We start from the raw sequence: 20,645 nt of genomic DNA on the forward strand, positions 1-20,645 counted from the left end.
CCATTACTCTAACCAAATTCCGCCAACAATATCAATTCCCAAATCGATTTTCCATTTACTATAGTTCATTCCATCTAGTGTTAGATTGTCATAAACCTTATCGCCAATTTGAATAGCATCATGGTAATTGATGCCTATCAGCTCACCAGCTTTATCTGAGTATATTCCAGCCTCACTGCGTACGTTAATCTCTTATAATCAACGCCATTTTGTATTAACAATTTTTCTAACGCATCTGCAAACTTATCAAATTTCCCATTCACTTTAAATTCTGACGGAACTTTGTCTATTAACTTTTTAAGCGAATTGCTGATGGGTTTATTCAAACTAGGGTCCCAACTATGCCCTTTACCTAATCGTTCAGTTGCCAAAACTAATGCCACTCTGCCACGAGTACCTACAATAGTCGCTACACCCGTTGCCGTGACTGGTACAACCATACTAGATGCACCTGCTGTATATGGCGTCGCAGCAAAGTCTAGAAGGTTGCCCTTTGAAAAGAAATATGCCTTACCGAGAATAATTTCACACTAAAATAGGTGCTGGCACTTTTTTGGTTTTATTTACATTTACTCACCAATATATAGATCAAATCCTATCTCCGCATTAATAGAACTAGCAAAACTCACAACATCCGGATATAGTACGACTTCAGGACCTCCCATTGAGGGAGCCTCTATGACAACATTGAAAGCTGTTTGAGCATCATATTTTTGCGCTATTTCATTAATAATATGCTCTTTCCCAATCAATAATTGTAATATTTTTTTAAATTGATTATCTAATACTAATGTTTCTTCTTTTTCTGTGCTCAACCTCCAATAAGTCGCTCCAAATTCCGGTATCGGACACTCTTCTCTTCGTCTCGTTCTTGTAGGATTAATGCCTAATTGATGAGTAATAAAATCAAAATTTAATTTGTCACTTTGAAAACAAAAATCTATTCTTATTTTTGGCAAAGTAATTCCTCCTATTTAAATAACCCTGTAGGCGCTTAGGCCCCCTATCCTCAAACTGCTTGGATTAATGCAATACATTCTCTCATATATTTATTTAAAGTATAACCATCCGAACATGTCTTTTCATATAAATAAGTTGTCCAATCGTAGTTTTTAACTACTAAAATCTTAAAACTTCCATCTTTATCAAACTCTGGGTACCAGCCCACATCAATAATATATCTACCTTTATACTCCACCTGAAACAAATCTTCTTTTAATAAATCAACTTGATTTTCTACATTATTATCTAAAGAGAGATTACTATCATATAGAATTACCCCTGGAAAAAAATCAATATCATTAAACAATATTATCACTACTTTCCTAATAATTTATTAAATTCCAATTCTGTTATGGGATGTCCATGTATAGTAGCAGTCATCTGAGAAATCCATAACTAAGTTCAATGTTTGCCACTGTTCTGTCCAATGGCTAAACTCTTTTTTTTATGCCTCATCAATTTCTTCTGCAACATCGGCACTTAAAGCACAACCTATATATCCTGATAAGAAAAAATACAGAAAGCTAATTCTTTTCTCCGGAATATCCATTAAAGGCCTCAATTCAATACTTTTTAACATAATTTCGACATTTCTATATCTCATTTACCTACTTTCAGCATACCTATTCCACTAACCATTTTTCAGTATGCGATGATATCAAACAATTAATGGGAATACCAACTTAAAATGATCTGATGAAAAATGTTAGTTTTCTAATTTATTACTTTGCAACAGCCCCTTATTTCTTATTTTTAGATTAATATCTTTTTTATGAAATCAATAAGGTTATTTTAGGTATCCCTTTTTGGAAAAATATATTTACATTAATTGGTAATTCTCCTGCTAAACATTTTAATACGATTTCCATGTTCTTCTTAATTACTAGAGTATCTTTATCTTCTTTTTTTAAATACAAACCAAAGGGGTGATTAATCTTCTCTGTTTGCGCATTACTAGTTTGTTTGTTTATCATACTATTAACATAGCTAATTAATAAATCAAAAATAGTTATTACCTCAGAATTAGTAGTTTCTGCCCAATCGTTTAATAATTGTTCGTGTTTGTTACTGAGATACCCTAGGGTAATCCATTCCGTAATTATTTCTTTTAATTCGGGAAAAATAACGAATTCCTCTTTATTTTTTTCATTAATTCTTAACATTCCTATAAAAGAGATGTCTTGTTCACCATTGATAATCTGATTAATTTGTTTTATTTCATCTATCGATGTAGGGTATTCATCTGTGATATCGTTTTCTGAAATATTGGATTGCGAAAGGATTTTAAAAAATTTATATAATACTAATTTATCTAATATAATATAATCACCTTGAAGTATTTTAAAGTATTCTACTTTTGCCCATTTTCCTAACTCATGTCTATTTATTTTATTTTCAAAAAAAAGGGTTAACATATTTTTCATCATATCTATATCTTTTACCATCCATATTCTCCTTTAATGTGGGAAAAATTCTTCTATTCCATTACCATGATAAAAGTAATCGTTACCATCAGTCCAATAATTTCGTTGATATATCTTACTATCTGGACTGGCCCACTTCCCGACCACTTTTTATTTTGATTGCTTCTGGTGCCTCCCCTTCAATCCAATCATCCTGAATTTCTTTAAGTCCCTGTTTATAGTAATTTAGATTAGGTCCCAATTATGAGCTTCCCCCATATTTTTTTTCAGCAGTGACAATTGCCGTCGATCCGTGTGTGGCCATGACCGTCGTTACTCCTACCGCAACAGGTGCAACTGTTAAGTAGGCTCCTCCTGCGAATGAAATTGTACTAATCGAAAGGAGCCCACCGGATTCAATTACCAGTGCTGACGTCACCAGATCTGTTGCACCTGTAATGAAGCTTAAAGCATCCCCCGTATACTGCCCATAGACAAAGTATCTGGTTTTCCCTCGAGGATCTTAAATATAACTTTCATAATCCATCCCAAATAAATAATCAGGAACGGCATAAGCGCCTTGGTTTAAGCCCCACTCTTTGGCCACCCCAGATATAAAATCTTTAATATTAGTAACAACTCCCAGAGTTAGTAAACCGTTTATTAAAAATAAGTGGAGATACAAATCCGTCAGTTCTTGATTCGGTTGCCCATTTAGATTAACAAAGGTATTAAATCCTAGTTGAACCAATTCTATGTCATTATCTATCCGAGTTATTTCGTTAATAAGTAGCTTATAGTGAGTATAACTAGATCCAGACACTTTGACATAGCAAGTGCCTTTTTGGAAAACCATTGTTGATTTATGATTAGTAAACTCTCACGAACGATTCGTGACTTTTTTATACTGCAAATCAAATATCTCTAGTTTAATTGACGAGGTATTAACAAAATAAAGTTGGCTTAAGTGAGTCAGTTTAATTATATCAAAGTGACTATCATTATCATCCGTTAGTCCTTCCTCTATCCAGGAGTGATATGAATAGCATTAGGTGTTTTATTCAATTTTATTAGATATAAAATTCCTACAAACCCTCGGATCCCATATTAGAAACTATTTAGTATAAGGATTCCGCTAAAGGAAAGCTCTCTAAAAAATATTTGATAGGCTGTTCTTCTTTTGAAATAATAAAAACTGCCTTGGAGTCCCAAGCAACTATTTCTAAAGTGCTAAGAGGATTTTGAGTAACACATTCGTCATTTTTAGAAAAATCTATGTTGTTTGATTTTGGTAATTCATATTTCAAAATACTATCCAGAGATACTGTAGTTTCAAATGCACAAAAGACGCCCCAAATAAATTGAATTTTCTCCTTTTTTAGTAACCGAGATAGCTGATCGCCAGAAATCCATAAATAATTATGACGATTTTTTTCTAATTGCTCATTAGGATAATAATTACATTCATAATTAGCTAATAACCAATTGTACTTGAGTTCTATCCCATTCAAAGCCTTTAATATTTCATACATATCAGTGTAGATAATATCTGCTTTTTCCAATATAGCACCATACATTTTTTTTCCTACTTTCTTTGAGGTATATCATCAATCCATTCCCAAAAATGTTCATGTGGAAATTCATGACTACCAGGCTTTTCACCATGTTTAAAATCAATATCTTTTATAACTCGACCGTTCTCATCAAAAAACCGTCTTTGATAAAGCTCACCATCTACATACAAATCATTACTAGAATTTGGTTCAGACTTGGTTGAAAGATCACCACTTCTACCATTTATGTCTTTATGCTTATTTAGTTTTTCTTTTTGTGTTTTCCAATTAATTTTTTGATGTATCTGGGGATCCCAATTATGTCCTTCTCCCATATTTTTTGCTGCAGAGACAATCGCCGTCGACCCATGTGTGGCCATGACCGTTGTTACTCCTACCGCAACAGGAGCAACCGTTAAGGAGGCTCCTCCTGTGAATGGAACTGCACCAATCGAAAAGAGCCCACCGGATACAATTACCAGTGCTGACGTCACCAGCTCTGTTGCACCTGTAATGATGCTTAAAGCATCCCCAGTGTATTGACCATAAACAAATGATTTTGTTTTCCCCCGAGGATCTTGAATATAACTTTCATAATCTGTTCCAAATAAATAATCCGGTACAGCATATAACCCTTGATTTAAGCCCCACTCCTTAGCTAACCCAGACATAAAATCTTTTATATTAGTGGCAACTCCCCGAGTGAGTAAACTGTTTGTTGGAAATAAGTGGCGATAGATATCCGTCAGTTCTTGGTTCGGTTGTCCATTTAAATTGACAAAGGTATTAAATCCGAATTGAACCAATTCGATTTCATTATCTGTCCGAGTTATTTCGTTAAGATTGATTGAAAAATCCCCAATGAGAATAATTTCACACTAAAATAGTTACGGCACTTTTTTGGTTTTATTTACATTTATTCGCCAATATATAGATCAAATCCTATCTCCGCATTAATAGAACTAGCAAAACTCACAACATCCGGATATAGTACGACTTCAGGACCTCCCATTGACGGGGCTTCAATTACAATCGAAAAGAAAGTCTGGGCTTCAAATTTTTTTGAAATAGTATTAATTAAATCTTCTTTTCCTTCCCAAATCACTAAAAACTTTCTGAATTGATCATCCAAAGAGAGCGTTTCATCTTTACTAGTGCTATATACCCATTCAGTTGTACCATATTCTGGTAGTGGATAGTCTTCTTTTCTTTTTGCACGTGTTGCTTTCAAACCTAAAATATTATTTATTTCATCGAAATTTAGTTTTTCACTCATAAAACCAAATGATATTCTTATTTTTGACATTTTTGTTCTCCTTAATCTGAATAATCCAGTTGAAACTTTTATGCTGGAATCATTAATTTTGATTAAAATAATTTCACTGGTAGAAGTATCTATATGCATGTTAAACAATGTTCCATTACCTCGCCCAACATACTCCTCTTTTAAGGCTTCAGCACCTTCGTTTCCATTTTTTTTAGCTAGTTTATTGGCTTCTTTATTATTTTTAACAATTTTGTATGAGTTTCCTGCTCCGGTTCCATTTAAGGTCGGATCCCAATTATGTCCACCACCCATATTGTTCGCAGCAGAAACAATCTCCGTTGATCCATGCGTGGCCATGACCGTCGTTACTCCTACCGCAACAGGTGCAACTGTTAAGGACGCCCCTCCAGTGAATGGGGATGCCCCGATCGAAAAGAGCCCTCCACCAACAAGCACTAGGCCAGAGCTCACTAACTCTGCGGCTCCTGTTATTAGACTTAGGGCATCCCCAGCGTATTGTCCATAAACAAACGCTTTGGTTTTCCCTCGTGGATCTTGAATATAGCTTTCATAATCTGTTCCAAATAAATAATCCGGTACAACATATAACCCTTGATTTAAGCCCCACTCCTTAGCTAACCCAGACATAAAATCTTTTATATTAGTGGCAACTCCCCGAGTGAGTAAACTGTTTGTTGGGAACAACTGACGATACAAATCAGTCTCACGCCTAACGAATGTCCTAAACTCGTGAGTTTCTCGATCACTTGATGTTGATCATTTAAAAGCTCGACTGTCCCACCAATTTGTGAGTGAAAAACAATACTTTGATCAGCGTAAATAGTTGATTCTTTTTTGTCAAAAATGTAAAAATCATACAGCTTATAGTCGGGCTCACTTGAATTTAGTGTACCTGATAGTGTCGAATTGGATAAAATTCGTTGTGATGAAGTTATTGTGTATTTGCGGTTATCAGCTCGCATTACATAACTCCCTGTTGTGGAACTAGATAATGCTCGGACTTCTAAATAGTATGTCCCCGGCGACAGGTCTCGAGAGATTTTAAAATCTCTATTCCCATTACTATCATCATTTTTTGTTATCATGTCCCCTTCACTATTGTATAGGGTGTCGTAACTATCAAAATCACTGTTAACATAAAGTTCATACCAGTCATAAGTAGCACCTGTTGGTAGTTCAGGTATATCCAACCGATAATAATCTTTGTCTCCGCCATAGGCTCCATGACCGAAATCAATAACTTCTTACTATCACTTTTCTAGTTTGTTCTTATGGTAATCAGTAAAAAACGCTTGACTACTTTCAAAAAATAATTCTAACCCTTCTTCCTCTGTGAGTGAAGCTTTTTGATACATTTTATACCATGATAAACAATCATCTGTGAAATCTATGCCAACATTAAGATAAAACCAATTTTCAGTCCACTTGCTAAAATTTCTTTTAAACTCTCTATCAAGTTTTGTTGAAATATTTGCAAGTCCACCGCAACCAATATAGCCAACTAAAAAAAAGTACAAATTTTTTATACTAATTTCTTCAATGTACATTTTTGGCCTTAGCTTAATATTTGCTATTATTTCTTCAATGTTTTGATATTGCATAACACTCTCTCCTTTTATTCCACCAATCCCTGCGATGATATCAATTCCTAAATCTAGTTTCCATTCTTTAAAGTTCATTCCATCTAGTGTTAAATTGTCATAAACTTTATCACCAATTTTTATAGCATCATGGAATCCGTTATTCCCTATCATTTCACCAGCTTTATCAGAATAAATACCGAATTCACTTTTTACCTTTAATCTTTTATAATCGACACCGTTCTCTTTTAAAAGTTTTTCTAAAGAATCCGCAAATTTATCACATTGCCCGTTCTTTTTATATTTATCGGGAATCGTATCTATAAGTTTTTTTATGGATGCACTACTCGGCTTATTTAAACTAGGATCCCAGCCATGCCCATTCATTGCCCATATTGCTCGCAGCAGAAACAATTGCCGTCGTTCCGTGCTCTGTGGCGATAACTGAAACGCCTGCTACGACTGGCACTAGAACCAAGGAGGCGCCTCCTGAGAAGGGGGCTGAGGCGACACCAAAGATGTTTCCACCAATAGCCACCATTCCTCCGCCAACGATTTCGGCAGCGCCTGTAATGAGGCTCACAACATCCCCCGTATACTGCCCATAAACAAAGTATTTGCTTTTCCCTCGAGGGTCTTGAATATAGTCTTCATAATCCGTTCCAAATAAATAATCCGTCAACGCATATAACCCTTGGTTTAACCCCCACTCTTTCGCTAGTCCAGACATGAAGTCCTTCATATTAGTGACGACGCCACGACTCAGCAAGCTATTAGTTGGAAAAAGTTGACGATACAAATCGGTGAGCTCGGCATTTGGTTCTCCATTTAAATTGACAAATGTATTAAAGCCGTATTGAATTAAGTCTATTTTATTATCAGTCCGTAAAGTCTGATTGACCTGTAGCTTGTACTGAGTGTCTCTTTTTCCGGAGACTTTTAGGTAATAAACACCTTCCGGAAATACTCCTGTGCTTGTGTGGTTAGTCGAGTCCCACGACCGATTCATGACTTTTTTATACTGAGAGTCAAATACTTCTAATTTTATTGACGAGGTATTGGCCAAATAAAAATCAAGTTGGCTTAACTGTGTCAGTTGAATCTTATAAAAGTGAAGGCCACTATCATCGTTTCCGTTGTTTGCTCTATAATCGATTCACTCGTCTCCCCATTTGTGGTGGACGTTTGTTGAGAGGAACTATCTGTGGATGATTCCGCCTCTAGTTCGTTCTCTTCTTTGTAGAAGACGTTGTTTTCATCATACATATTCTGACTTGATCCTAACGACAACAAAGAAATATCCACAGCTGACATCAGTCGTTCTTTTTCTTCACTCGTCATGCTTGGATTCGAAAAATTTTTATTACGTCATCTTTGGTTCTTCCTATAACTTGGTTTTCAATGGACATAAATATGAGCGGTTGGTTTTGGGTTGAACTTAGTCGGAAACGACCGATACGGTCAATAGCTTCCGATTTTTCGATAAAATAATCCTCTCTTTCTTGATTGTAATAAATAAAGGCAACTAATTGTTGATTCACCATCACTGGGTAATAGGCCTCTTCTTTTAGCTCCACCTCTGTGTATCGAAAAAATTTAACTGGTTGCTACACGGTATAATTTTTTATATCAAACTCTTCTAATAAACGCGGAATTTCTTCTTGTAGGCCAACATCAGGATTTGTTGTGAACGTATACCATGGAAGAACCACTTCAGGGGTAACATTCTCCACCAGGCTCTCCACAGCGTATACCGTTGTCGGTAAATAGTTTCCTAACATAAGGCGAATCAGTAATACTTATATCCCCTTTACTACTTTGTTCATCTTAACTTCTCTCCATTCTTTTTTTTCTTCTAAAAAAACAATACCATCATAATAAACGTATAATATATATACTGATTGATGACAATATCTTCCTTTTTTACATATACCTTATAATTTATTTTACACACTCAAACGATTTAAAAACAGGCATTTCGGTTACATTATTGTTGCAACTTTAGGAGCCAAGCGTGACTATATTGCAACCAAACGACCTTGACTTTGATTGACGTTTAAGCTTGAAAGTTATTTTCTATCCTACCAATACTCATTTTTGCTAGTTATTTACTATTAATCTAGATTTGGCTACTCTCTTGAATATTTTTTGCTGAAATGAATCGCTAATTCGGATGTCCTGAGCCATCAATACGGATTTACTAAGTCATTTGAGGATATGATACTTTTCTGGGGAGGTGAGCCCTCATTTTAGAAATCGGCAGCGAAAAAAATAATTAAACTAATATGTTACTACATAACCTCCCATTACTTCTCTATGACCATTCTAGGAAATAGAAATTGCTGTAAACCACCCAGACGAAGTCCCTCATTAATAATTTCTAAACAAATGGAATACGGGGCTCACTAAATGACTATTATATCGACCGATCATTTTTAGAATCTCTATTTGATATTGAAACAAATTTTCTAAGCAAGTACTCTGATAAGTCGAATAGAGACTATTTTAATAACTCAAATGTTGTTTTTTTGTTTCCTAAGGAATACTGAATACTGCTGTAGAATCTTTTGGAGGTGGGTATCAACTCGCCGAAAGAACTTAAGTGCCAAATCAAAACACCGTCAAATCAAGGGTTTTATTTCCTTGACTTGACGGTATTTAATATAGTTAGCGTGTTGTACCAGTGACAAATAGCGGAGCGAAATAATAGCCAAGACTCACTGCTAAAAAACGATAGTAGCCACTTAAGGCGTATTCTACCAAAAATAACTTGTTGCGTATGCCTTTTTCACCTCTTGGTAATTATTAACTAGATACGTTATTCTATTTTCATTTTAAAAATGGTGGTGTACGCTTTAAGCGTACATTTCTGCAAGAGGTTTTGTTACGTTAAACTACGGAGACTCGCTGATATATCTGATTTGTTTAAATGAAACTAATTCATGAAAGGTTGTTTCAACTAATCCCTTTAAACGCGACATTTCATTAAACAACTTATATCGACTCGTTATTTAATCATCATGGCAACCATTGACGGACGCGTTATTCTATTTCCATTAAAAAAATGGTCATGTCCGCTTTAAGCGTACATTTCTGCAAGAGATTTTGTTACCTTAAACTACTGAGACTCACTGATATATCCGATTTGTTTAAATGAAATTCATTCATGAAAGGTTGTTTCAACTAATCCCTTTTAACGCGACATACCATTAAGTAACTTATATCGATTCGTTATTTAATCATCATGGCTATTCATTACCCCTAACCTTTATTGCCTCCTTGGCAATTATTGACTAGATACGTTATTCTATTTCCATTAATAAAAATGGTGATGTACGCTTTAAGCGTACATTTCTGTATAAGTTTTTGTTACGTTAAACTACGGGAACTCGCTGATATATCTGACTTGTTCAAATGAAACTCATTCATGAAAGGTTGTTTCAACTAATCCCTTTAAACGCGACATATCACTAAGCAACTTATATCGGCTCGTTATTTAATCATTATAGCCATTCATTACCCGTAACCTTTATTCCTCCCTTGGCAATCATTGACTAGATACGTTATTCTATTTCCATTTTAAAAAATGGTGATGTACGCTTTAAGCGTACATTTCTGCAAGGGGTTTTGTTACGTTAAACTACTGAGACTCGCTGATATATCTGATTTGTTTAAATGAAACTAATTCATGAAAGGTTGTTTCAACTAATCCCTTTAAACGCGACATATCATTAAACAACTTATATCGACTCGTTATTTAATCATCATGGCAACCAATGACGGACTCGTTATTCTATTTCCATTTTTAAAAATGGTGATGTACGCTTTAAGCGTACATTTTTGTAAGAGGATTTGTTACCTTAAACTACGGGGACTCGCTGATATATCTGATCTGTTTAAATGAAACTCATTCATGAAAGGTTGTTTCAACTAATCCCTTTAAACGCGACATATTATTAATCCACCTAACTTCTTTTGTTATATTAAATATTCAATGACTGTATTTTTTCAAAACTAACCAATACAGAAGGTGTTTTAAGTATTTGAAAAGATCCAAGGTCATAGTTATTATTATTTATACTACAACTAGCAGTTGTCTGTCGAAGTTTTAATTTTCCAATATGAAGCTTAACTTTCCAGAAATAGGCTTAATCTTCCATTTCTTTTGCTATCATCATATCTAATCGGTAATACTAAAGAAGTTAAGGCGTTTTTGGTGGAAAATTATAACAAAAAATGGAAAGTTAACTTTTCCTTGTATGATATGATGGCGGAACCAATTGAAGGAAATAAAATAAGAATAGACAAACTGAGCAATGTAAGCATTGAGATAACCTTTCTCATATTAACATCCCTTTCTCGAACTCAAAAACACGACAAAAAGTAAGCGCTCCCTTATATGTAAATAATATCATAAAAAAGCTTGAAATTAAAGTCTTTTTCTTTGTTTCAAAATGAAAAACGTTAGGATTAAAATAATCGTGGAACATAAGGATAGTGTCACAACCCCATTTTCATAAGTTATACTATCCGCTGGAAGAGGAACAAAATGACCTCCTAAAACTACTTCAGTAAAATTTATGTAAGATGTGGGCAAGTATCCTAAAATAGCTTTATTAGACAAACTATTCAGAGGTGAGTATTGAGAGATAAATATTAAACTAAGTAGTATGAATGAATTCAAAAAAAAGTTCCCAGAAAATAAAACAACGAATGATGTAATAGACACAAAACAGATTATCCATAAAAAAATGAGAGAAATAATCTGAATTATAAATGTAATAGCAGGCATGATTGATACTTCTATACTTCTTTCAGTAAAAACAACAGGGTAATTTATATTACCACTGCCATTCTTTAATGATACGACAATATAAGTAAGTAATAGGGGCAAAAGGACGCTAATTACTGCAAAGCCAAGACTAATGAAGTACCGTTCAAAAAAAATATGGCTAATTTTTTTTGGAATAAGATTTAGTACCGCAACATTATTATTTCTTTTTTCAAAGGACACAATCGTCACAACAAGAAGAGAGAGAGCTAATAAAAGATAAGGGCCTGAGATAAAATCTGAAAATATCAGAATAAAATAATTGATGAAAGTTAGGTTTTGCGGTTGGTTGTTATTCACTTTGGCCATGTTTTGATTAGATAAGTACTCTAGTTCAGCTACTAATTTCTTTTGTTCATGAATCGGAACCCCAAATAATTTTCCAGACTCTAAATCTTCCAAATTCTTTTTTTCATAGTTGTATTCAAGTGACAGGGCTGCTATGTCATTTCCTGATTGTAATTCGGCAATCAATGGTTGCAAAATGTAATTTAATTTTTTTAAATCTGCAACCATTTCTGATGCCTCAGGTGTATCTGTCATATTCTCTATCACTTCACTATTTTTATCAAATGTAGCTTGAAATAATTCAACTTCGCTTATAGCTTCTTTACGGTCTAGAAAAGTGGGAATCAACATCACACAAAGAATCGCCAACATAAAAATATAATTAATCTTACTTTTTAATAGGTGCTTCATTTCAAATTGAGCTAAAGTCAAACGAATCACTCCTCTCCTCTTTTACTCATACAAGTTCTTATACAGGTCCTGAATCCCCTCTAAATTCTCCCTTTGCACTGCAATTTTTTTGTCTTTCAAAAAAATCACTCTATTACAAATTTCTTTTATATTATATAAATCATGAGAAGAAATGATTAACGTTTTCCCTTGCTTCCCCCAGCTACTAATGATTTGGTTGACTGTGCTTATACTACTAGGATCAAGTCCTATTAACGGTTCATCCATCAGCATAATTGGCGCATCACTCATGACATACATTGCAATTAAAACGTGCTGCCTCATTCCTAATGACAATTTTTTAACTGAAGTATGTTTATAGTCCTCCATTTTTAAGTATTTTATGATTGTTTGTTCATCATAAGTACTATTCCAGTTTCTTTTTATCATTTTCAGATGATCCGCAGGTGTCATTTCTTCATAGAGAGATTGACTACTTTCTATAAAAAAGAAGGATTTGTTAAATATCTCCCTATTTGAACTCGTGTTGCCATTTAGCTTTAATAAGTCATATTTGAGAGGAATGAGATGCGCAATTCCATTAAATAAAGTTGTTTTCCCCGTTCCGTTTGGGGCAATTAATCCTATGATTTCACCTGAAGACGCTTCTAAATCAAGATTATTAATAATCTTATTTTTACCTCGAGATATCTCCAATGATTTTATTAATATAGTCATGGCTAGTCCTCCTAACACCACGCTTTTTAAGTTTGACATAAACCTCCAAACAAGAAAGCGCCACCTTTTTAAAATAGTTTACACTAAAAATCAGTTTTTTTCTATCGTTTTTTGAAACGATTTAAGGTTAATTTAAATTTTTAGCTACCTTGCATTTTCTCGTCGCTGCTACCCTGTTTTCTTAGTGGAATGGTAGTTATAGCCTTCAACTAAAAAAAGTTGACATAAAAAGAAATTCTCTCATAATGAAGAAAAGGTTCAGAAACAATAATAAAGATTAATAATAAATATTAATAATAAATATTAATGATGAAGAGTGTTATCTTGATTATGCAGCTATTAATCAACTGACAGGATTAATAAATATGGAAGAATTTGCATATTTTAATCAAGAAGATATAAGTAATATTGTATACAAAGGATTTGTAGGGGAAAATGAAGAACGAGTAGTTTCAGCGTTAAAAGAATGGAGAGAGACAAATATAAATATCCCCAGAGGAACAGTTTCTGATAGTAAATAAAAAGATATGACTTATTAATAAAGTGGATCAAGATTATCACGGATTTTCGTGCTGATCTTTTTTCAGTCTACATTGATTAAACTAATCAATAACGTTAACATTGAAACGATTAACATAACGCCATTTCCTTCTAACAGAAATGATTCCACTACAATGAGTAATTCTATTCCAACATTTGCGGAAGAACCTTTTTGAATGACGGCATGACAGAAGTGTAGCAGACTTGCATAGCCTATCTGTTCCCTTTACAACATGCAACAAATCCCCCTGCTATTAAAAATAGCAAGGGAATTCGTTAAGCCTTTCATATCGGTCGATAATTTTTAAAGCACCGAGTTGCAAGACGGCTTGAACTCTCATTGCTTAAGTAATTTTTTTTGGCTTCTATTTCAAATAGTTTAAGAAGTTTTTTTCTGCAATCTATGTGTTCAATTCAACAACCCATCACAGTGAATTTTCAAATGTACAACATTTGTACTAGACAACGGCTGCTATCCGCCCCAATATAATAGTAACGTGCCTTTTGATTTTTAATTAATTAATTTCTTCAGTGACTATATCTAAAAGAAACTCTGCAAAACTATCATATAATACTTCATTTTCTTGCGCAGCATCAACAAAACCAGGAAAATACGAGGTAATTTTAGGTTCGTTATCATCATTTAAATCTTTATAGTTCATACAGTACATCTCACCCATACCTGAATTATATATAACAACTAAATAATCAGGCATATTTACTAAACTTCTTTCATTTAAAGTAACCCAAACAGCGTCAGGTACTCCCGAATTTTCAAAGTCCTCTCTGAACACACCATAAATTTCTGCTGAACCAAAAGTTAGAGCACCGAAATGAGATAAAAAAAGTTTATAGTCTTCAGGAAATTCTAAATCTAAAGTTATTTGTGCTTTTTTTATTATATCTTTTGGTGCACCACCAAAATCATCTACTAACTCATCATTTTCTTCAATAATTTTTTTGGCTTTATTATATATTACAGTACTCATTGAACAATCTCCTTTATTTAGAATCATTTACTCTATTTTTCCAGTAGTCAGAACGCCACTTATTAAAAGCTTTTCTATCTATTCCGGAAAGAACTGAATTTGGATTAATATGAATTACGCTAGAATTACTCTGATGGAAAGACTTTTCGACTTCCGCAATACAACTTAAATCCCTCTAAGTCATACAACGTACCTCAATGGTTTCTCCATTTTCTTTCCATTTAAACGATATTTGTTCATATCTATTTTTAGATTGAGCATTTATTTTTGCATTTTCTGGAATGTTCATTGGAGATTTCTTCTTATATTGATTAGCCAGTTTTAACTTCTCAGCTTCGGTTAATGTTGAAATTTTAGGAACCTTAGCCCCATCAACTTTCGTCTTTCCATTAGGATTATTCTTAATTTTAGCCCCTTTAAATTTAGTGTTAGGCTTAGTCACTACCTTGCCTGTTTTATTATTAATAAATTTCCCGTTTTTAAACGAAAAACGACCAGATTTAAATGGTGACAGTTTATACTTACCGCCCTTGAATTTTCCGAAAGGAAACAACAAGGCCAAGGCAAAGAACGATAAATTAGCTTTACCCAAGATGGTCAGCTCTTCTCTTGTGAAAGGACCGATGCTTAGCTTTATAGCTTGAGCGATCATCATCGTTAAATCGTCGTCACCTTCAGCACTTTTATCAGGAAATAATTTCTCTTGGTAGAGTTTATTAAATCTAAGCTCTTCTGGCGTAATGTTATTAGGTTCTTCTACACATGCTAATCAGATAGTAAATTGTCTGTTATTTATTTATCTTACTTTTAATCGATGCGCTTAAAAATCGTTGTAAGGAAATTCTTCAATTCCAATGGCCTCAATGCTTTCGCAATAAAAATTTATATAATTAAATCCATCATTTTCGCCATACCCACTGTCATCATGCACATGGAATTTTTTATCTTTCGGCCAATCCATTGGTTCTTTCACCATATTTTTAATAATAAATCTGTCATAAATATCAATAGTTGTAACTTCTTTTAAAGACAATTCACTTACATTATTAAATTTGAACCTGGATAACATTACATTAGACGTTTTTGAAAAATTAGTCTTTAAATCTAAAATTAATATTGATTGCTTCTCATTAAATACATTTTCTTCTATACAATATTCTATTTTCATAATATCACTAAAATAAAATGGATTACTTGAGCCAATCTTATCTAAAATCACTTGACTATTTTCAATATATTCAAACATATTTTCACTCCTATTTATCAAAATTAAATATTATTCTATTTGTTTCTGGATCAATTCTTCCATTCAAACTCATGTATATGTGGGTTGATATGGTGTAAAGAATTTCCATAATCTGAATAATCTATTCTAATACTTTGTTTTCCTTGTTTATCATAAATTATAATAGATTTTTCAATATTTCCACTAGATCTAAGTCTATTGAATTCTATTTTACTATTTGGAACTCCGTCCATGGAAGAACAATTCTTTTATAGTAATCTTCTGGTAAAAATAGCTCAGTAGGAAAATCACTAGGTCTTGTGACTGAATCACTCATTAACTGATATGCCATTTTTTTACCATACGAGCACTGAAAACTTGCCCAAAGGCCTCCATCGCTGGCGTAACCATTCCTGCATATAGAAACTTATTTTTTTCAGCTGCTGTTAATTTTTTTCCTGTGTGCGGGTGAATCCCTTTGCTTGCACATAAAATATACTTTTAGTAAACCGTGTTTAAATCATCTGTCTTCTTGACAAGCATCTCTTCAGCTGGAATATCACCAATCTTCATGCCTGTAAGCATGCCTAAATTCAGTTTACCATCTCAACCTGATGCGACACATTTCTTAGTTAGAACAGGTATAAGGCTTCTTTAACTAATTTGACGTCTATGCATGCTGTCGATACATTTTGCTAATCGACTATTCACAATAATCTCCTTCTAAATTGTGATACAAAAATAAGCCAATCGCCTTGGTATCTGCTGATTGGCATATCGCTATAATATATTTCCATATCTGTTTCATTTAGTTACACACTAGGCATTTCCAAAAATTAATACAACTATCGAAATCATATAGATAAATCTTAAACTAATGAATTTCATGAACAGTAATTTGAGGTGGAAAACTAGATATAATGTCGATCATATCATCTCTTGTCACGATCATATAATGTGTTACTTCTCCCATAAATCCTAAACTCTCTTTTTTCAGCCAATCAATGTATTTAGACGTAGATTTTTCATATATAGGATTGCCATAAAACTTTTCTCTGTATACTTGGAGCTCCTCCATGCTATCATATGTTTCTATTCTTCGCCCTTCATCAGTCATGCAAATAGAATCGACAAAATTGACATATATCTCTAGATTCTGTTCATCTCCTAATAGTTTAATTGTCGTGCCATCCATATTTTGAGTGATTTCTGAAATCTCATATGAATCATATAATTCTTTTTTCAGATTAAAGTTTTTTCATTTTTCTTGCATTATAATCATCTTTTTAACTCTTAATTATTAAGTCTGATAAATGACTTTCTTATTCACAGTATATCTGAAGCCTATCTACCTCTAAAGAAATATATTGTCCTACTAGATATTCATAATCTTCAAACAAGTCACTTGTAATGAAAAAACCCACATCTAAAACATTATCTTCTAACAACTTTCCCCACAACTTGTAACTAAAATTGTTGAGATGCTTAATTTCTTTTACTTGTTCATTCTCCTGTTTCTCAATTTCTAAAACATTATTAATGAAAATATCTATTTCCGCTTCATACTCTTTTCCTACCTCTAATTCTTGAGGTGATACGTTAAAAGCAACAATTTTTTGATTTTTAACTAAAAAATCTATCTCTTCTTCAACAAGAGGATCAATTTTACTAACTTTGACTAAATTATTCATTATTTAACCTCTATTCAATTGGATTAATAACTGGTATGTTCTTTCCATCATTCATCATTTTCCAAAACGTTTTACCACTTTCAACATGATATGTGGTAATTTCTCCTAAATTGTTAGTTCCCACAAACTCAAATTTAGCATAACTTTTTATTGGAACACCATTAACATTAGTTAAACTACTATTTTTCATAAATTTAACATAGCCTGTCCTAACTTCACCCTTATAGTTATACTGAACTTTCGTTCCCTTATTTATGACATCATTAGCACCTGCTAGATATTCATCAACGTTAGAAAAAGTACTGCCAAATTCTCCACCATGTTTTGAATAATGAGCTTCCAATTTCTCTGAATTTCCAAAATTAGCCCCACTGACTTTCTTAAGGCCTCCATCCTTCAGAGAATCACTCTCTAACTGATCAGACATTTTTTTAACCATACGGGCAATGAAAACCTGTCCAAAGGCATCCATCGCCGGCGTAACCATTCCCGCATATAAAAACTTATTTTTTTCAGAGGCTGTTAATTTTTTTCCTGTGTGCGGATGAATTCCTTTGCTAGCACATAAAATATACTTTTGGTAAACCGTGTTTAAATCATCAGTCTTCTTGACAAGCATCTCTTCAGCTGGAATATCACCAATCTTCATGCCTGTAAGCATGCCTAAATTCAGTTTACCATCTTTTACCATCTGATGATAGAGACTTGTCAATCGAGCATTTTCTTCTGCGCTATTGCCTACCTTGGAAACTGAATAATAAGGAGCGACTTCGCTTGTACCAGGATGATAAATAAGCTCACACCCTTCAAACTGAGCTAAATCTCGCTTTGTTTGAGCCATATTTATATCATCAACCCACGCCATCTCCGTTTTCTTAGGTATTGAAAACGTCCCTACACTAGAATTCCAAGAACTACTCGCAACACTAGTCCCCGTTTTAACAGCTTGTTTCAAGCCCTCTATCTCCGCAAATATATCAGATGACCTACTATTAAACTCCAACAATTTATACAGCTTTTCTTCCAACTTTTGCCTAGCCCGATCATAGGTTGCCATCAATGAATTTGCCCCAGACATTCGGGAAGCAATAGACACATCCAAGCTCCGTCCTGTAGTTGGCGATACAACAGATTATGCAAACGATCGTACAGATCGGAAAGTTCTGACTTCTGGCGGTTTAGCTGCGCAATTTTCTCTCTTAGTTCAGACTCCTTCAAATCTTCGCTATCAACCGTCGCCATGTATTCTTCTGGGAATTTCTGACAAGCTTCCATGACTGCCTCTGATAAAAGTATACCACCTTTTGATAAAGGAATTAAGACCGCATAAAAAAATTGTTTTGCCGAATCATAAGCCGCTCCCTGCAATTGTGGGCTCCCTAATGTAAAATCATTAATCGCTCGTTGCAATTGCTCAAAGCCCTGTTTTTGTTGACGACAGATAGCCGCTACACTTGAAGCTTGGCTTTTGGAGGATGAGACATACATATCCACACTCATGATGGTTGTTCCTCCTCTTCTCTCGTTATTTTTTGTTTTTCGTCATAGAGGGCGTCCAATTCCTTTTGAACGGATTGATGTTGATGCTTCACACTTTGTCGCACACTTGAAAATGTCTCTTCCATTTTTTGTGAGTCTTGATAAACATCATGGATAGTTCTTCAAAAAAACGGAGAATCATCTGTCCCACTAAACAAATAACGCATATCACTGAACAAGTGATTAGCTTTTGAAAAATGTCCGAAACAATCCTCTTCCAATCGTTCTAGTATAGGAGCCGTCATAAGCTGTATGAATGACCACCCCTAAAAGATGCCTTATTTAGTATTCATTTGGCAATAGCATCGTCTGAGTCACACCATCATCGATGATCCAAACTTTTTCAATTGAGCAATTCCGATACTCCTCTAATAAGATTAACTCATATTTCCGCTGATACTTAGGCTCTTCTTGACGATGTGTGACAATCAATTTCTTTCGCGCCTCATCTTTCTTAAACTCGAAGATCTGAAAGTAATCCAGCTCAACATCTCCTTTCGCAACTAGCCCGTCAATCACCCGCCAACAAAACAGCTTGAGGTTTTCTGGTAGCTCCAGCGCAATTCCTTTAATAATAAAGCGGTTACTATTTGGTTTAAACATGTTTTAGTCTCCTTGGTGATAGGCTTATAAATAACACTTATTGACTTGGGTTAACTTATTCATGATGACCACCTGTTTGATACCAGACTAACTTCCCATCTACTAGCACACCTCTGACGTACTCGACCTCACTGGTGGGATTTGTAATAAAGTAAACGGTATAGTCGACTTCGGCTCTGCTATCTTCTAATAGATAGACATGTGTCATCACTAAGTCCGGAAGTTGACACTCTTTTGGTAAAGTTTCTTGATCGAGTTCTTCTCTTTCCATTGTGATACTTTCGTATGCCCAATCACCCTCGTTTGATTCAATATGATGCTGTTTTAACACCATTTCTTGTGCTAGTCTTAACATTTTTTTACTTCTCCCTTACATCCATATTCCAGGGCCTTATCGTTAGCATAAGCCAAATTCTTTTAGTGAATAATACTCTTGATCGTTAACTATAAGATGATCACCCAATTTAATCCCAATAAGTTCCCCGGCCTCTTTTAGTCGTTTCGTAAACAAAATATCATTATCCGATGCTTCTAAGTAGCCACTCGGATGATGATGTCCAATGAAGAAGGTATCGGTATTACTCAGGATTAATGGCTTCATAATCTCCCGGACATGAACAATACTTTGTGTCACACTACCGATATGGCCGTATTAATCAAAGTCAGCTCGTTTTTGGCACACACCCCGATCACAACTAAACATTCCCGGTCCCTTTCTCCGATGAATTGACGAATCAGATCAAATAAATCACCTGATGTAAATACCTTTCTTGGTTGATATAGAAGCGATGATCCTTTGACTAATTTGACACTCACGATGTCGATACGTTTTGCTGGTTGATCTTTGATGATAATCTCCTCCTAAATTTTCAGACACAAAAATAAGCCAATCTCCTTTGTATCAAGAGATTGACTCATCACTATAATATATATTTATTGGCTCTATAATAAATGGTGTTGATGAGTAATATCATCAATGCCTATT

The 20,645-nt window shown here is 34.2% G+C and carries 30 protein-coding genes; 1 reads left to right on the forward strand and 29 read right to left on the reverse strand.

Annotation, left to right across the window (positions count from 1 at the left end; all coding sequences use genetic code 11):
• Nucleotides 1–137: 137 nt before the first annotated feature.
• The 18 genes from RWN13_RS15320 to RWN13_RS15405 form a co-directional block, all read right to left on the reverse strand.
• The gene (locus tag RWN13_RS15320) at nt 138–440 is read right to left on the reverse strand and encodes a hypothetical protein (RefSeq protein ID WP_314065387.1); all 303 of its coding nucleotides are present in this window, start codon (nt 438–440) and stop codon (nt 138–140) included.
• A gap of 129 nt (nt 441–569) precedes the next feature.
• Nucleotides 570–959, reverse strand: coding sequence for a DUF4279 domain-containing protein (locus RWN13_RS15325; RefSeq protein ID WP_314065389.1), 390 nt, complete (start codon nt 957–959; stop codon nt 570–572).
• A 50-nt stretch (nt 960–1,009) separates the two neighbouring features.
• A complete protein-coding gene (locus RWN13_RS15330; RefSeq protein WP_314065390.1) occupies nt 1,010–1,309 on the reverse strand; it encodes a hypothetical protein in 300 nt (99 codons plus the stop codon).
• A gap of 463 nt (nt 1,310–1,772) precedes the next feature.
• Complete coding sequence (locus RWN13_RS15335; RefSeq protein ID WP_314065392.1) at nt 1,773–2,447, reverse strand: hypothetical protein; 675 nt, start codon at nt 2,445–2,447, stop codon at nt 1,773–1,775.
• 97 nt (nt 2,448–2,544) lie between these two features.
• On the reverse strand, nt 2,545–2,667 hold the full coding sequence (locus RWN13_RS15340; protein ID WP_314065394.1) for a hypothetical protein: 123 nt from the start codon (nt 2,665–2,667) through the stop codon (nt 2,545–2,547).
• Nucleotides 2,668–2,844 (reverse strand): hypothetical protein, encoded by a 177-nt coding sequence (locus RWN13_RS15345; protein ID WP_314065395.1) that lies wholly within the window; start codon nt 2,842–2,844, stop codon nt 2,668–2,670.
• An 84-nt stretch (nt 2,845–2,928) separates the two neighbouring features.
• Entirely contained in the window at nt 2,929–3,156 is a 228-nt protein-coding gene (locus RWN13_RS15350) for a hypothetical protein (RefSeq protein ID WP_314065396.1), read from the reverse strand.
• A 367-nt stretch (nt 3,157–3,523) separates the two neighbouring features.
• Entirely contained in the window at nt 3,524–3,982 is a 459-nt protein-coding gene (locus tag RWN13_RS15355) for a hypothetical protein (RefSeq protein WP_314065398.1), read from the reverse strand.
• An 8-nt stretch (nt 3,983–3,990) separates the two neighbouring features.
• Nucleotides 3,991–4,764, reverse strand: a complete 774-nt coding sequence (locus tag RWN13_RS15360) for a hypothetical protein (RefSeq protein ID WP_314065400.1) — start codon at nt 4,762–4,764, stop codon at nt 3,991–3,993.
• A gap of 110 nt (nt 4,765–4,874) precedes the next feature.
• Complete coding sequence (locus RWN13_RS15365; protein ID WP_314065402.1) at nt 4,875–5,873, reverse strand: DUF4279 domain-containing protein; 999 nt, start codon at nt 5,871–5,873, stop codon at nt 4,875–4,877.
• An 8-nt stretch (nt 5,874–5,881) separates the two neighbouring features.
• Nucleotides 5,882–6,436: a hypothetical protein gene (locus tag RWN13_RS15370; RefSeq protein ID WP_314065403.1), complete on the reverse strand. Its 555-nt coding sequence runs from the start codon at nt 6,434–6,436 to the stop codon at nt 5,882–5,884.
• Nucleotides 6,437–6,496: 60 nt separating this feature from the next.
• Complete coding sequence (locus RWN13_RS15375) at nt 6,497–7,213, reverse strand: papain fold toxin domain-containing protein (RefSeq protein ID WP_314065404.1); 717 nt, start codon at nt 7,211–7,213, stop codon at nt 6,497–6,499.
• Nucleotides 7,188–7,835 carry a hypothetical protein gene (locus tag RWN13_RS15380; RefSeq protein ID WP_314065405.1) on the reverse strand — a complete coding sequence of 216 codons (648 nt, stop codon included), beginning with the start codon at nt 7,833–7,835 and terminating at the stop codon, nt 7,188–7,190. Before RWN13_RS15380 ends, RWN13_RS15375 begins: the two co-directional genes overlap by 26 nt.
• Before the next feature lie 83 nt (nt 7,836–7,918).
• Nucleotides 7,919–8,167 carry a hypothetical protein gene (locus RWN13_RS15385; protein WP_314065407.1) on the reverse strand — a complete coding sequence of 83 codons (249 nt, stop codon included), beginning with the start codon at nt 8,165–8,167 and terminating at the stop codon, nt 7,919–7,921.
• Entirely contained in the window at nt 8,164–8,373 is a 210-nt protein-coding gene (locus RWN13_RS15390) for a hypothetical protein (RefSeq protein WP_314065409.1), read from the reverse strand. Before RWN13_RS15390 ends, RWN13_RS15385 begins: the two co-directional genes overlap by 4 nt.
• 60 nt (nt 8,374–8,433) lie before the next feature.
• Nucleotides 8,434–8,559, reverse strand: coding sequence for a hypothetical protein (locus RWN13_RS15395; protein ID WP_314065410.1), 126 nt, complete (start codon nt 8,557–8,559; stop codon nt 8,434–8,436).
• Between the two features lie 2,696 nt (nt 8,560–11,255).
• A complete protein-coding gene (locus tag RWN13_RS15400) occupies nt 11,256–12,386 on the reverse strand; it encodes a hypothetical protein (RefSeq protein ID WP_314065412.1) in 1,131 nt (376 codons plus the stop codon).
• A 12-nt stretch (nt 12,387–12,398) separates the two neighbouring features.
• Entirely contained in the window at nt 12,399–13,073 is a 675-nt protein-coding gene (locus tag RWN13_RS15405) for an ABC transporter ATP-binding protein (protein WP_314065415.1), read from the reverse strand.
• Nucleotides 13,074–13,375: 302 nt separating this feature from the next.
• Between RWN13_RS15405 and RWN13_RS15410 the strand changes: the two genes are divergently transcribed.
• Nucleotides 13,376–13,594, forward strand: coding sequence for a DUF4176 domain-containing protein (locus RWN13_RS15410; RefSeq protein WP_314065434.1), 219 nt, complete (start codon nt 13,376–13,378; stop codon nt 13,592–13,594).
• 534 nt (nt 13,595–14,128) lie between these two features.
• Here the strand turns inward: RWN13_RS15410 and RWN13_RS15415 are convergent.
• The 11 genes from RWN13_RS15415 to RWN13_RS15460 all read right to left on the reverse strand — a co-directional run bounded on the left by RWN13_RS15415 (nt 14,129) and on the right by RWN13_RS15460 (nt 20,294).
• A complete protein-coding gene (locus tag RWN13_RS15415; protein ID WP_314065416.1) occupies nt 14,129–14,602 on the reverse strand; it encodes an SMI1/KNR4 family protein in 474 nt (157 codons plus the stop codon).
• Nucleotides 14,603–14,615: 13 nt separating this feature from the next.
• Complete coding sequence (locus tag RWN13_RS23690) at nt 14,616–14,762, reverse strand: HNH/ENDO VII family nuclease (RefSeq protein WP_399553683.1); 147 nt, start codon at nt 14,760–14,762, stop codon at nt 14,616–14,618.
• Between the two features lie 15 nt (nt 14,763–14,777).
• Nucleotides 14,778–15,257 carry a hypothetical protein gene (locus RWN13_RS15420; protein ID WP_314065417.1) on the reverse strand — a complete coding sequence of 160 codons (480 nt, stop codon included), beginning with the start codon at nt 15,255–15,257 and terminating at the stop codon, nt 14,778–14,780.
• Between the two features lie 165 nt (nt 15,258–15,422).
• Complete coding sequence (locus tag RWN13_RS15425; RefSeq protein WP_314065418.1) at nt 15,423–15,848, reverse strand: hypothetical protein; 426 nt, start codon at nt 15,846–15,848, stop codon at nt 15,423–15,425.
• A gap of 853 nt (nt 15,849–16,701) precedes the next feature.
• Nucleotides 16,702–17,022 (reverse strand): hypothetical protein, encoded by a 321-nt coding sequence (locus tag RWN13_RS15430; protein WP_314065420.1) that lies wholly within the window; start codon nt 17,020–17,022, stop codon nt 16,702–16,704.
• Between the two features lie 127 nt (nt 17,023–17,149).
• Nucleotides 17,150–17,518, reverse strand: coding sequence for a hypothetical protein (locus tag RWN13_RS15435; RefSeq protein WP_314065422.1), 369 nt, complete (start codon nt 17,516–17,518; stop codon nt 17,150–17,152).
• Between the two features lie 10 nt (nt 17,519–17,528).
• Nucleotides 17,529–18,614, reverse strand: a complete 1,086-nt coding sequence (locus tag RWN13_RS15440; protein ID WP_314065424.1) for a hypothetical protein — start codon at nt 18,612–18,614, stop codon at nt 17,529–17,531.
• Nucleotides 18,575–19,018: a hypothetical protein gene (locus RWN13_RS15445; protein ID WP_314065426.1), complete on the reverse strand. Its 444-nt coding sequence runs from the start codon at nt 19,016–19,018 to the stop codon at nt 18,575–18,577. The genes RWN13_RS15440 and RWN13_RS15445 overlap by 40 nt, the downstream gene beginning before the upstream one ends.
• Before the next feature lie 321 nt (nt 19,019–19,339).
• Nucleotides 19,340–19,660, reverse strand: coding sequence for a DUF960 family protein (locus RWN13_RS15450; RefSeq protein WP_314065428.1), 321 nt, complete (start codon nt 19,658–19,660; stop codon nt 19,340–19,342).
• Nucleotides 19,661–19,715: 55 nt separating this feature from the next.
• Entirely contained in the window at nt 19,716–20,015 is a 300-nt protein-coding gene (locus tag RWN13_RS15455; RefSeq protein WP_314065430.1) for a 4'-phosphopantetheinyl transferase, read from the reverse strand.
• Nucleotides 20,016–20,057: 42 nt separating this feature from the next.
• On the reverse strand, nt 20,058–20,294 hold the full coding sequence (locus RWN13_RS15460; RefSeq protein ID WP_314065432.1) for a JAB domain-containing protein: 237 nt from the start codon (nt 20,292–20,294) through the stop codon (nt 20,058–20,060).
• Nucleotides 20,295–20,645: the final 351 nt, after the last annotated feature.

Origin of the sequence: uncultured Vagococcus sp., assembly GCF_963518325.1 — a bacterium.
GTDB lineage: Bacteria > Bacillota > Bacilli > Lactobacillales > Vagococcaceae > Vagococcus_D.